Raw genomic sequence first — 13011 nt, forward strand, 5'->3', positions numbered from 1 at the left:
AGATCAGCGCAGGTGGTCAATCTCTTGCGCGATCAGCCCGACGCCCTCTTCGATCCGCGCGGCGGGGATCGAAGAATAGGCCAGCCGGTAGTAATTCGTGGCCTTCTCAGCCCCGGCGAAAAAGGCATGTCCCGGCTCCAGCAGCACATCCTTCGCGCGCAGGTTTTCGGCCAGTTCCGCCGTCTCCACGCCCTCCGGCGCGCGCATCCAAAAGGACGACCCGCCATAGGCCCCCCGGCCCGACACGCGCAGGCCATGGGTCTCTAGCGCCTCGTCCATGACGCGGCGGCGTTCGTGCAGCGCCAGCCCCATCCGGCGGATCTGGGCGTCGTAATGGCCAAGCGACAGGAAATAGGCGGCGGTGCGCTGGATATGCCCCGGCGGGTGCCGCAGGACCGAGGCGCGCAGCGCGCGGGCCTCACGGATGAAGGGTTCGGACCCCACCAGATACCCCAGCCGCAGCCCTGGAAAGAGCGATTTGGAAAAGCTGCCGACATAGATCACCCGCCCCTCGTCATCGAGCGATTTGAGCGCGGGCGAGGCGGGTTTGAGAAAGGACATCTCGAACTCATAGTCGTCCTCGACGATCAGCGCCTCCAGCGCGCGGGCGCGGGACAGCAGCGCGCGGCGGCGGTCCATCGGCATGGTGGCGTTGGTCGGGCATTGGTGGCTGGGGGTTGCGAAAATCACATCCGTATCGGGGGGGATCGCCTCGGGCGGGAGGCCGTCTTGATCCACCCGCACGGGCGTGATGTGGCAGCGGGATTGGCTGAGAATGCCGCTCAGCGCCGGATAGCACGGGTCTTCGAGCACGGCGCGGCGACGTTGGGTCAGCAGCACCTGCGCGGTCAGCCAAAGCGCGTTCTGCGCGCCAAGGGTGATGAGGATCTGCTCGGGCCGGGCCGAGACGCCGCGCCGGGGCAGGATATGGCGGGCAATGAACTCGATCAGTTGCGGGTCGTCCTGATCGTAGTAATCGGTCGTCATCGAGGTGAAATCGCGCTGGCCAAGGGCTTGCAGGGCGCAAAGCCGCCAGTTGGCATGATCAAAGAGCGTCGGGTCGGCTTGGCCATAGATGAACGGGTAGCGGTAGCTGGCCCAATCCTGCGGTTTGGCGGCCAGCCCATTGGCGCTGAACCGCTGCCCGATGGCACGGGTCCAGTCGATGGCGTCATCCGCCTCGGCCCGGGGGGCGAAAGCGGGCGGGGCGGGCGCGTTGTCCGAGACGAAATACCCCGACCGCCCGCGCGAGGTGAGATAGTCATTCGCCAAAAGCTCGGTATAGGCGATGGTCACGGTGATCCGGCTGACGCCGAGATGCGCGGCGAGTCTGCGGGTCGAGGGCAGCTTCTCCCCCCGCTGGAACCGGCCTGAGAGGATGCCTTGGGCGATCATCTGCTGGATCTGCTGTTGCAGGGTGCCTTGCGCATCGGGGCGCAGGAAAAAGGTTTCGACGGGCAGGGCCATGGGGCGAAGGTTAGGCTGGCCCTAGGGGGAGTTCAATCTGGCATTACGGCTGGCCGAATTTATCCTCGGGGCCGCGCCCGCACTTCCGTTCGCCCGGCCCCTCGCCTAGAACGATCGCATGAGCATTACCGCCCCCCTTTTGATCGCCGTGGACGGCGGTGGCACCGGCTGCCGCGCGGCCATTGGCACGCAGCGTGATGGTATCCTTGGTCAGGCTTCCGGCGGGCGGGCGAATATCGGCAGTGATCCCGACCGGGCGCTTGTGAATATCCGCGCCGCGGTCGAAGCGGCGGCGGCCTCGGCTGGGCTGCCGGCCGCCGCGCTTGCCGGTGCCACTGCCTTTCTCGGCCTCGCCGGTATGAACGTCGTCCGCGACGCAGCGCGGCTGCGCGCGGCGCTGCCCTATGGCCGGATCATCGCGGAGGATGACCGCCCCGCCTGCGTGGTCGGCGCGCTTGGCGAAGGCGCGACGGGCTGGGTCTTGGCCATCGGCACCGGCACGATCGTGGCCGCCACGGATGGCGCGGCGTTCCGCTATGTCGGCAGTTGGGGGTTCCATCTGGCGGATCAGGGATCGGGCGCTTGGCTGGGGCGCGGGGCACTGGATCTGGCGTTGCAATGTCATGATGGGGTGTTGCCCCACAGTGACCTGACCCGCGCTTTGTTGGCGGATTTCGGAGCCGATCCTGAGGCTTTCGTGGCCTTCAGCCTGACGGCGCAGCCGGGGGATTACGCGGCATTCGCGCCCAAGGTCATCGCAGCGGCTGAGGCCGGGGACCATCACGGGCAGGCGTTGATGCGGGAGGGCGCGGCCTATTACACCCGCGCGTTGAAGGCGCTGGATTTCGCGCCCGGCGATCCGCTCTGTCTGCTCGGCGGGATCGGCCCGCATTATGCGCCGTACCTGCCAGAAGACCATCTGGCAGGCCGGATCGTGGCGCGGGGCACGGCGCTGGACGGGGCGTTTCATCTGGCCTGCAAGGCCGCGGCGGAAGAGGTTCTGTGATGAGCGAGATCGCGAAGGTTTTCGTCGGGGCGCAGATCCACGACGGCACGCGGTTGCACCGCGGCATGGTGCTGGCGCAGATGCAGGACGGCAGCCGCTGCATCCTCACCGCCGAAGAGGTGCCGCAGGGCATCGTGGCGGAGCCTATGGCGGGCGGCGTGCTTTGCCCCGGTTTCGTCGATCTTCAGGTCAACGGTGGCGGCGGGGTGATGTTCAACGACAGCCCCGATGTGGCGACCCTGCGGCGCATGGCTGAGGCGCATCGCAGCACCGGTGTCGCGGCGCTGCTGCCCACATTGATCACCGACACGCCCGAGAAGACCGAAGCCGCCATCGAGGCCGCTGTCGACGCCATCGCCGAAGGGGTGCCGGGCATCATCGGGCTGCATCTGGAAGGCCCGCATCTGGCGCTTTCGCGCAAGGGCGCGCATGACGGGGCGCTGATCCGCCCGATGCGTGAGGCGGACCTCGCCCTGATCCTACGCGCCGCCGGGCGTCTGCCGAATCTCATGGTCACCGTCGCGCCAGAGAACACCAGCACCGCCCAGATCGCCGCGATGGCCGAGGCGGGGGTCGTGGTCTCGCTCGGCCATAGCGATGCGGATTACGAGACCTGTATGGCGGCCTTCGACGCGGGCGCGACCTGCGTCACCCATTTGTTCAACGCGATGAGCCAGATGGGCAACCGCGCGCCGGGGCTGGTCGGAGCGACGTTGGCGCGAGAGGGGGTGCATGCCGGGCTGATCGCCGATGGCATCCATGTGCATCCCGCCTCTATGCGCAACGCGCTGGCGGCCAAGCCCGAGGGTATCTTCCTCGTGAGCGATGCCATGGCGACGGCGGGGTCGGATATCACGGGCTTCACCCTCAACGGGCGGAAGGTTTACCGCGCCGAGGGGCGGTTGACCTTGGCGGATGGCACGCTGGCGGGGGCGGATCTGGAAATGGGCCGCGCGGTGCATACGCTGACCCATGCGGTGGGGGAGCGGCTGGAGGTGGCCCTCGCGCGGGCGATCTCGGGGCCGGTTGCGCTGTTGCGCGAGGACATGGGGCTGGGCCGGATCGAAAGCGCGGACCACCCCTTGGTGCATTTCGATCCTGAAACCGGCGCGGCGCGGGTGGTGGACTAGCCCGCCACGAGCCGCCAGAAAAACACCGCGCTCATGCCGAAACCGATGGCGGCGATCAGCCAGCGTACGGTCTCTTTCGGCAAGGCTCGCGCCAAGGGCGCCCCGGCATAGCCGCCCGCCGTGGCCGCCAGCATCATCAACAGCGCCTGCGGCCATGCGACCAGACCGGCCAAGGCAAAGACCGCTACGGAGATTGAGGAAAGCACGAAGCTCAGCCCGTTCTTGAGGCCGTTCATCCCGTGCAGGTCGGTCATCCCCCAAAGCGCGAATAGGGCCAGCAGAACGATGCCCAAGCCCCCATTGAAATAGCCACCATAAACGCTGACCGCAAAGAGGCCGAGCGCGCCTTGGGGCGTCACGGCGCGGGCATGGGAGGCGGCGAAGGCACGGATACGGTCGCCGAGTAAAAACGCCAGCGTCGCCGCGAGCAGCAGGAAGGGCACCACGATGGAAAACGCCGCGTTGGAAGAGATCAGAAGCAAACCCGAACCGACCACACCGCCCGCCAGCGTGATAAGGCACAGCCGCAGCAAGGCGCGGCGGTCGAAGCGGCCAAGCTCGTTGTGAAAGCCAAGAACGCCTGCAAGGTAGCCCGGAAACACCGCCACGGCGCTGGTCGCATTGGCGGCCACGGGGGGCATGCCGGTAAAGACCAACGCGGGAAAGGTCAGAAAGGTGCCGCCCCCGGCGATGGTGTTCAACACCCCCGCGCCGAAGGCCGCGATCAGCAAGATCGCGATATCGCTTATTGTGGTCATGGTTCCTCCCCGCGCCCTTGGGGCGCTTGATCCCTGTTAGGATCAAATCATGTCGGTGCCAAGGTGAGGGGAGAAGCGGAAACGAAAAAGGGCTCCGACCGATGGTCGAAGCTCCGATAACGCGAAATCGCGCGATGTCAGCCGTTTACGGGCAAGCCGCGACGTAGCGCTGGCCGTTGGCGTTCTGGTACACGCATTTGCCGGACTGGGTCTGGCCGATGTAGTTGCCAGCCGCCGCACCTGCGAGACCGCCAATGATTGCGCCTTGAACCTTGTCGTCACCGCCTGAAACGGCAGCACCGGTGGCAGCTCCGAGAGCCGCGCCAGTCAGAGCACCTTGGTTGGAGGTGGTGCCGTCACAAGCGGCGAGGCCGGCGATCATCGGAATTGCGATAAGAAACTTCTTCATGTCTTTCTCCCAGTTTACTCATTTGCCAACGCGGGGGGATTGGAAGAGGTTCCCGCGAAGGCGCTACATTTTCAGAAAAATCCCGCGGGTTTCGATCTGCGGCGATCTTTCGGTGCGATGTCATGTTCGGGCAAGACAGGGGTTTAGATAGACGAAGGCGGCACCGGGTCAACCGATGCCGCCTGTCGCATGCCGCAAGACGCGGTTTTACGCCGACGTGAAGACCCGGCCCAAGGCACCATCGACCGTCGTGATGATCTCATCAATATCATCGCGGGTGGCGATCAGTGCGGGCGAGAAACACAGCGTGTTGTTCTTGCCGGGCAGGGAGCGGTTGGTGGCGCCGATGATCACCCCTTGGGCCATGCAATCGCCCACCACGGCCTGAATGCGCTTTTCCTCAACAGGGGCGCGGCTGTCGCGGTCGGTCACCAGTTCGGCCCCCAGAAACAGCCCCTTGCCGCGCACATCACCGATCACCTTGTGCTTGTCGGCCAGCGCGTGAAGCTGCTCTAGCATGTAGTGGCCCATGTTGGTGGTGTTCTCCAACAGGTTCTCACGCTCGATGATGTTCATGTTTTCGATGCCCGCGGTCGGCCCCGCGGTGCAGCCGCCAAAAGTCGAGATGTCGCGGAAATAGTTCAGCGGATCGCTGGCATCGTCCTTGAACATGTCAAAGACTGCATCGGTCGTGACCAGACAGGCGATTGCGGCATAGCCCGAGGCGACGCCCTTGGCCATGGTCACCATGTCGGGCTGGATGCCGTAGTGCTGATAGCCGAACCATGTGCCGGTGCGGCCCACGCCGCAGACGACCTCATCGATGTGCAGCAGGATGTCGTATTTGCGGCAAATCTCTTGCACGCGCTCCCAATAGCCCTCGGGCGGGCAGATCACGCCGCCGCCCGCTGTGACCGGTTCGAGGCAGAGCGCGCCCACGGTTTCGGGGCCTTCGGCGAGGATCACCTTTTCGATCTGGTCGGCGGCCCAGACACCGTAGTTCTCCTGCGGCGCGCCGTCCTGTTCGAAGCTGCGGTATTCAAGGCAATGCGGTACCCGCACGAAGCCCGGTGCGAAGGGGCCGTATTGCGCGTTGCGCTCGTCCTGACCGCCCGCCGAGAGGCAGCCAAGCGTGGTGCCATGGTAGTCGCGGTCGCGGTAGAGGATCTTGTGCTTTTTGCCGCCGTAGCGCTTGTGCGCGATCTGGCGGACCATTTTGAAGGCTTTCTCATTCGCCTCGGAGCCGGAGTTGCAATAGTAGACGCGGTCGAGCCCGGGCATCTTGTCGAGCAGTTTCTCGGCGAAATGGGAGCCGGGGATCGAGCCTGCGGAGCCTGCGAAATAGTTCAGCTTGATCAATTGGTCGCGCACCGCATTGGCGATGCTTTCGCGGCCATAGCCAACGTTGACAGTCCAGACACCGCCCGAGACGGCGTCGAGGTGCTCTTTGCCCTTTTGGTCCCAGACCCGGATTCCCTTGCCTTCGACGATGATGCGCGGGTCGGTGGTTTCATAGGGTTTGTGCTGGCTCAGGTGGTGCCAGATATGCGCGCGGTCGGCTTCGACAACGCGGGAGATGTCGTTCTCGTTGAAATTGCCGTCCATGGGGCAAACCTTTCTTTACGGGTGGGCGAGCCCACGAATGAAGCCCGCGCAAAGGCGGGATAAACTGTTCCAAGAACACCGCGAATAGGCAAGATCCAGTAGTGCCAGTTTATCCCCTTCGGTGAGGCCAGAGGGGGCGATTTCATTAAAGAAATGGCGCCGGATGCAAAAACGCCGGGGTGAGGCCCCGGCGTTTGGTCTTACTTCGATTTCGGGCCACCCTTGCCGCCCTGTTTGCCGATCTTATTCGGCGGGGTGAAGCGTTTGGACGGGTCGGAGGCCCGTTTGTAGGACTTCTCTCCGCCCGGCGTGGTGGCCGAGGTGGTTGGTTTGCCCTTGCCCTTGCGCGGGGCGTCGCCCGCGGGCTTTTCCTTTTTCCAAACGGCCTTTGCCTTGGGCTTGCCGCTCGTGTCGCCGCCCGATTTGGGCTTGGGCGTCGCGCCGGGTTTCATTGGGCTACGCTCGGTCTTATGCGACTTCGGCGGGCGCTCGCCCTTGGGCGCGCGGGGTTTGTCGAATTTCGGCTTGTCGAAAGACGCAGCACCGGGGCCGTCGCTGGATTTCGCGCGGGGTTTGCGCGGGGCAGGGGCGGCATCCGGGTCGTAATCGCCGCGCGGTTTGCGCGGGCCGCGGTCGCCTTTGAAACCGCCGGGTTTCGGGCCACGTTTGCCGCCGGGCTTGGGGCCGCGCGGCAGGTCCGGGGCCTTGTCCAACTTGGTCAGCACCACGCCGTCTTCCAGCGTCATTTCGCCGCCGAGCGTGTCGAGCAGGCCGGGCACCGAGGCTTCGGCCACCTCCACGAAACTATGGCTATCTTGCACGCGGATCGCGCCGATGTCGTCCTTGGTCAGGTCGCCGCGGCGGCAGAGCATCGGCAATAGCATGCGCGGCTCGGCCCCGTCTTTGCGCCCGGTGGAGACCGAGAACCAGACCGATGGGCCAAAGTCGCGGCGCGGCTTGTCCTCGCCCGGCGCGCCGGGGTCGCTCAGCTCTTCCGGGGCGGACTGGCGCTTGCGGTAGAGGTTGACGAAAGCGGTGGCCAATTGCTCGGCGCTGAATTTCTCGACCAGCGAGGTGACGAATTCCGCCGCATCCTCGGGCGCAGGCTCCACCCATGCGGAATCGGCCAGCAGGCGGGCCTCATCGGCGGCGTTGACCTCGGCGGCGGAGGGCGGTGCGGCCCATTCCACTTTCAGCTTGGCCCAGCCCAGAAGCCGGTTTGCCTTGCTGCGCATCTTGGGCGGCACGATCAGCGCCGAGACCCCCTTGCGCCCGGCGCGGCCCGTGCGGCCCGAACGGTGCAGCAGCGTGTCGGAGTTGCTGGGCAGGTCGGCGTGGATCACCAGTTCGAGGTTCGGCAGGTCGATGCCGCGTGCGGCCACATCCGTCGCGATACAGACCCGCGCGCGCCCGTCGCGCAGCGCCTGCAGCGCGTTGGTGCGCTCGGATTGCGTCAGCTCACCCGAAAGCGCCACGACCGAAAAGCCGCGGTTGGTGAACCGCGTGGTTAGCCGCGCCACGGCGGCGCGGGTGTTGCAGAAGACGATGGCGTTCTTGGCCTCATAGAAACGCAGCACGTTGATGATCGCGTTCTCGGTGTCGCGCGGATGCACGTTCAGCGCGCGGTATTCGATGTCGCTGTGCTGCTTGGCCTCGCCCACAGTGGTGATGCGCTGCGCATCGCGCTGGTAGGATTGCGCGAGCTTGGCGATGGCCGCGGGTACGGTGGCCGAGAACAAGAGCGTGCGGCGTTCCTCGGGGGATTCCGACAGGATGAACTCAAGATCTTCGCGAAAGCCGAGGTCGAGCATCTCGTCAGCCTCGTCCAGCACCACGGCGCGCAGGGAATCTAGGTCGATGTTGTTGCGCTTGATGTGGTCACACAGACGCCCCGGCGTGGCGACGACGATATGCGCGCCCCGGTCCAGCGCCCGGCGCTCGGTCCGGGTGTCCATGCCGCCGACGCAGGTGGTGACCACCGCGCCCGCTTTGCCGTAAAGCCAGGTCAACTCGCGGCTGACCTGCATGGCCAATTCGCGCGTCGGCGCGATGATCAGCGCCAGCGGAGCGCCCGCTTGGCCGAAATGCGTGTCCTCGCCCAGAAGCGTCGGCGCGATGGCAAGGCCGAAGCCCACCGTCTTGCCCGACCCGGTTTGGGCCGAAACCAGAAGGTCTTGATCGTTCAGCGCAGGGTCTGTGACGGCCTCCTGTACGGCGGTAAGTGTTTCATAACCCTGTTGGGCAAGGGCATCGGCAATAGTCTGGATCACGAAGGCTGTCCTGTCTTGAACGTTGTGCGGGGGGCGGGCACGTGGGGTGCTACCAGCCACGGCAAAGGAATCCGACCGTCGGTAGAGGGTCGGGGATGGAATGTACATGGGGGTTTTGTGGCGAATTGTCACCCTTTTTACCGGTTTGGCGGCTTTCCGGGCCTGAATGGGCGGGGAAGCGCCATTTCCGCTCTGATCCGGCCCGCTCACATCTCGGTCAGGCCGATGGCGCGGGCGGGCGGCTTGGGGTAGCTATGACCCAAAGCGGAAAGAGAGAGTGAGGCAATCTGGTGCAAAGCGATCTGCCCCTGACGCGGGATCTGGTGCTGGTGGGGGGCGGGCACGCCCATGCGCTGGTGCTGCGCAAATGGGGGATGGGCCCACTGCCCGGCGCACGGCTGACAGTGATCAACCCCGGCCCCACCGCGCCCTATACCGGCATGCTGCCCGGTCATATCGCCGGGCATTACGACCGCGATGCATTGGAGATCGACCTGATGCGCCTTTGCCGCCACACCGGGGCGCGGTTGATCCTTGGGGCGGCGACGGGGATCGACCGCGCGGCGCGGGAAATCACGGTCGCAGGGCGCGGGGCCGTGGCCTATGATGTGGCGTCAATCGACATAGGCATCACGGCCAAGATGGATCTCCCGGGGTTTGCCGAGCACGCGGTCGGGGCCAAGCCGCTCGATCTCTATGCCGCGCGTTGGCGGGAGTTTCTCGCGGCGGTCAAGGCGGGGGCGCAGCCGCCCGAGGTGGCGGTGATCGGTGGCGGTGTGGCGGGCTGCGAGCTTGCCATGGCGATGGCCTTTGCCCTGCGCGACGCGGGGGGGCAGCCAGCGGTGACGGTGGTGGAACATGGGCCGCAGCTTTCCGGCATGTCCCCCCGGACCGAGACGGTGGTGCGGCGGCAGATGGCGGAGCTTGGGGTGACCGTGGCGCTTGATGCTAAGGTCACGCAGATCACCGACCGGCAGGTGCTCTTGGCGGATGGTGCGCCGATCTCTGCGGCGCTTTGCGTGGGGGCGGTGGGGGCGGTGCCGCAGGGCTGGCTTGCCCAGACCGATCTGCCGCTGCACGCGGGGTTCATCCGCGTCGGGGCCGATCTGGGGGTGGTAGATGATGACAGGCTCTTCGCCGTTGGTGATTGCGCGCATATGGAGGCCAGCCCGCGCCCCAAGGCCGGTGTCTTTGCCGTGCGGGCGGCGCCGGTGCTGCACGACAACCTGCGCGCGGCGCTCAGCGGCGGGGCACGGCGGGCGTTCAAACCGCAGCGGCATTATCTCAAGCTGATCTCACTCGGTGGGAAATCTGCCGTGGCGGAGCGGAATGGGCTGGCCCTTGGCGGTGCGCTGCTGTGGCGGTGGAAGGATCGGATCGACCGGAAGTTCATGGACGGGCTCGATGACCTGCCCGCGATGAAGACCGACGCGCCGACGGGCCCGGTGGCCTCGGGCGTGCAGGAGGCGCTGGCGGGCAAACCGCTTTGTGGTGGATGCGGGGCCAAGGTGGGCGGCGCGGTGCTGGCCGATCTCTTGGCCGAGGTGCAGCCGCCCGTCTCGGGCGATGTGCTCACCGGGGCGGGCGATGATGCGGCGGTGCTGCGCCAACCCGGTGGCGGCTTTCAGGTGATGAGCACGGATCATTTGCGCGGCTTCATCGAAGACCCGTCCCTGATGACGCGGGTCGCGGCGGTGCATGCTTTGGGCGACATCTGGGCGATGGGGGCCAAACCGCAGGCGGCACTGAGTTCGATCATCCTGCCGCGCATGTCGCCCGAATTGCAGGCCCGGACGCTGCGAGAGATCGCGGCGGCCGCACAAGACGTGATGGGGGCAGCAGGGGCGCAGATCGTGGGCGGCCATACGACCATGGGTGCGGAACTGACAATCGGCTTTACGGTGACCGGCACGCGCGACGACATGCCGATTGGCGTCGGCGGCGCGCAGCCGGGGGATGTTTTGATGTTGACCCGGCCCATCGGATCGGGGGTGATCCTTGCAGGACATATGGCAGGGACCGCGCCGGGGCGGGTGGTGGCCGAAGCGCTCGACGTCATGGCCACCCCGCAGGCGCGGGAGGCTGAGATTTTGAGCAAGGCCCATGCGATGACGGATGTAACGGGCTTTGGCCTTGCCGGACATGTGCAAGCGATTTGCCGCGCCTCGGGATTGGCGGCGGAGCTTTGGGGGGAGGCGGTGCCGATTTACCCCGGCGCGCAGACGCTGTCGGATCAGGGGGTGGCCTCTTCTCTGCTGGCGGTCAATCAGGCGGATGCTCCGATTGCGGCGGCAGGCCCGGTGAACCCGCTCTTCCACGATCCGCAAACCGCCGGGGGGCTGCTGGCAGCCCTGCCCGAGGATGCGGCGAAAGCGGCGCAGGCGCGGTTAAAGGCCGAAGGCTTGGCGGGCCATATCATCGGGCGGCTTGAGGCGGGGGTGCCCTCTATCCGCCTGCGGTGAAACGGCTGTGCAGCGTGGCGGCGGTCTCGGCCAATGTGCTGTCATCAAGCCGGTCGAGCGTCAGCCGGGCGCGCGGGGCGGGGTTGCGGCTGGCGGCCTTGGCATAGCGCGGATCGTAGTGTTGGCCGATCAGCCCTTCGGCGAGGCTGGCCCAATCACCCGCGCGGGCTTGGGTCTGCCACTGGGTGATCGTCTCTCCGCTATGATAGGGCCGCAGCTTGTCGATGCGGTTTTCGAGCATGGCGGGGTCGGTGGTCAGGTCATCATAGGCCCGGCACAGAAAATCCGCCCGCGCGGCCAAGGGGGCGGCGATCTCAACCCGCGCGGCGTCGCGCATCGCGGCCCAAAGCGCAGGCGGAAGGGTGATGTCGCCGATCTTGCTGCTCTCGGCTTCGACCCATGTCACCTGCGCGGGGTCGAACGGCAATAGCGCTCGGGCAAGCCGGGATTCGAACATCTTTTGATGCGGCTGCCCGCCGTCCACCGCACCGAAAAGCGAGCCGCGGTGCTGCGCCAGCCCTTCGAGGTCAAGCACCTGCGCGCCTGCCTTGGCCAGATGGTGCAACAGCCGTGTCTTGGCCGTGCCGGTGCCGCCTTCGATCAGCATCAGCCGATGCGGCAGGGGCGTGTCGTAGAGCGCCGCGACCACCAAGCGCCGGTAGCTGCGATAGCCGCCGCGCAGCAGTTGCACGCGCCAACCGACCTGATCGAGGATCGTCGAGAACGCCCCCGACCGCTGCCCGCCGCGCCAGCAATAGACCAGCGGTTGCCAGCTGCCGTCTTTATCCGCCAGTGCCGTTTGCAAATGGTGGCCCGTGTTCTGCGCCACCAGCGCCCCGCCGATCTTGCGCGCGTCGAAGGGGCTGACCTGCTTGTAGATCGTGCCCACTTCGGCGCGCTCCGCGTCCGACAGCACGGGCAGGTTAATGGCACCGGGCAGATGATCCTCGGCAAACTCCATTGGCGCGCGCACGTCGATGATCGTATCGACGCGGAGCTGGGCGAGGTCCGACAGGGCGGTGAGGGTGCAGGGGGTCATCTGGGGTTCCGGCAAAGCCCCGCGCCCCGTGACAGGGCGCGAGGGCAATGGCTCAGGCTTTGGCGGCAATCACCAGCACTTCGACCAGATACTCCGGCGTGGCCAGTTTGGATTCGCCGCAGGCGCGGGCGGGGGCGTGGCCCTCGGGCACCCATGCGTCCCAGACGGCGTTCATCGCGGCGAAATCGGCCATGTCGGCCAGCCAGATTGTCGATTGCAGGATGCGGGTCTTGTCGCTGCCGACCTCGGCCAGCAGGGCGTCGACCTTATCAAGGCAATCTTGGGTCTGTTGGGCCACATCCGCCCCCGCCGTACCGACCTGACCGGCAAGGTAGATCACATCGCCATGCTCGACGATCTGGCTCATACGGGTGTTGGTGTGGTGGCGTTTGATCTCGGTCATTCTGTCTCTCCTTTGACGTTGCAAAACTTGTGGCAGCTTTACGTGGGGGAGGCCAGATCAAAGCCTGCGCTTCAGGACCTCTCGATCGGGCCGCCCGCTTTTTCCCAGCCGCCGAAACCGTCCTTCAGATGGGCCGCGTCAAACCCCATGTCTTGCAGCGTCGCGACCGAGATGGCCGAGCGCCAGCCAGAGGCGCAGTGAAAGACGAACTTCTTGTCTTGGGCAAAGACCTCTTTGAAATAGGGGCTCTCGGGGTCGACCCAGAACTCCAACATACCGCGTGGGCAGTGGAAGGCACCGGGGATGAACCCGGTGCGTTCGCGTTCGCGGGGGTCACGCAGGTCGACGAATTGCACGTTTTCGTCCTCCAGCATGGCGATGGCCTCAGTGCTGTCGATCTCTTCGATCCGGGCGCGGGCTTCGGCGACCATTTGCGCAGCGGTTTTCTTGAGGGCCATCGGT

General features: G+C 66.1%; 11 protein-coding genes. 3 read left to right on the forward strand and 8 right to left on the reverse strand.

Translation table 11 applies throughout. From position 1 onward, the window contains the following. Positions 1–3: 3 nt before the first annotated feature. Positions 4–1467, reverse strand: coding sequence for a PLP-dependent aminotransferase family protein (locus tag ACGYK9_RS12350; protein ID WP_394411066.1), 1464 nt, complete (start codon positions 1465–1467; stop codon positions 4–6). Positions 1468–1585: 118 nt separating this feature from the next. Between ACGYK9_RS12350 and ACGYK9_RS12355 the strand changes: the two genes are divergently transcribed. Together ACGYK9_RS12355 and nagA are read left to right on the forward strand one after the other, a co-directional pair. Then, positions 1586–2473 carry a BadF/BadG/BcrA/BcrD ATPase family protein gene (locus ACGYK9_RS12355; RefSeq protein WP_394411068.1) on the forward strand — a complete coding sequence of 296 codons (888 nt, stop codon included), beginning with the start codon at positions 1586–1588 and terminating at the stop codon, positions 2471–2473. Next, entirely contained in the window at positions 2473–3603 is a 1131-nt protein-coding gene (gene nagA, locus ACGYK9_RS12360) for an N-acetylglucosamine-6-phosphate deacetylase (RefSeq protein WP_394411071.1), read from the forward strand. Before ACGYK9_RS12355 ends, nagA begins: the two co-directional genes overlap by 1 nt. On the opposite strand, the gene ACGYK9_RS12365 is transcribed toward nagA, so the two are convergent. The 4 genes from ACGYK9_RS12365 to ACGYK9_RS12380 form a co-directional block, all read right to left on the reverse strand. Then, positions 3600–4361 (reverse strand): sulfite exporter TauE/SafE family protein, encoded by a 762-nt coding sequence (locus ACGYK9_RS12365; protein WP_394411074.1) that lies wholly within the window; start codon positions 4359–4361, stop codon positions 3600–3602. The genes nagA and ACGYK9_RS12365 overlap by 4 nt on opposite strands. A 145-nt stretch (positions 4362–4506) precedes the next feature. Next, complete coding sequence (locus tag ACGYK9_RS12370; RefSeq protein ID WP_209216644.1) at positions 4507–4770, reverse strand: glycine zipper 2TM domain-containing protein; 264 nt, start codon at positions 4768–4770, stop codon at positions 4507–4509. Between the two features lie 207 nt (positions 4771–4977). Further along, positions 4978–6375, reverse strand: coding sequence for an aspartate aminotransferase family protein (locus ACGYK9_RS12375; RefSeq protein ID WP_394411077.1), 1398 nt, complete (start codon positions 6373–6375; stop codon positions 4978–4980). A gap of 200 nt (positions 6376–6575) precedes the next feature. Further along, positions 6576–8645 (reverse strand): DEAD/DEAH box helicase, encoded by a 2070-nt coding sequence (locus tag ACGYK9_RS12380; protein WP_394411080.1) that lies wholly within the window; start codon positions 8643–8645, stop codon positions 6576–6578. 290 nt (positions 8646–8935) lie between these two features. Between ACGYK9_RS12380 and selD the strand changes: the two genes are divergently transcribed. Next, positions 8936–11107 (forward strand): selenide, water dikinase SelD, encoded by a 2172-nt coding sequence (gene selD / locus ACGYK9_RS12385; protein WP_394411083.1) that lies wholly within the window; start codon positions 8936–8938, stop codon positions 11105–11107. Here the strand turns inward: selD and mnmH are convergent. The 3 genes from mnmH to ACGYK9_RS12400 form a co-directional block, all read right to left on the reverse strand. After that, complete coding sequence (mnmH, locus tag ACGYK9_RS12390; RefSeq protein ID WP_394411086.1) at positions 11091–12146, reverse strand: tRNA 2-selenouridine(34) synthase MnmH; 1056 nt, start codon at positions 12144–12146, stop codon at positions 11091–11093. The two genes, selD and mnmH, sit on opposite strands and share 17 nt — an antisense overlap. A 52-nt stretch (positions 12147–12198) precedes the next feature. Beyond that, positions 12199–12549, reverse strand: a complete 351-nt coding sequence (locus tag ACGYK9_RS12395; RefSeq protein WP_394411089.1) for a RidA family protein — start codon at positions 12547–12549, stop codon at positions 12199–12201. A gap of 71 nt (positions 12550–12620) precedes the next feature. Further along, positions 12621–13007, reverse strand: coding sequence for a rhodanese-like domain-containing protein (locus tag ACGYK9_RS12400; protein WP_067265622.1), 387 nt, complete (start codon positions 13005–13007; stop codon positions 12621–12623). Between the last annotated feature and the right edge of the window lie 4 nt (positions 13008–13011).

It is taken from the genome of Sulfitobacter sp. 1A15258 (assembly GCF_043557045.1).
Lineage (GTDB): Bacteria > Pseudomonadota > Alphaproteobacteria > Rhodobacterales > Rhodobacteraceae > Sulfitobacter > Sulfitobacter faviae.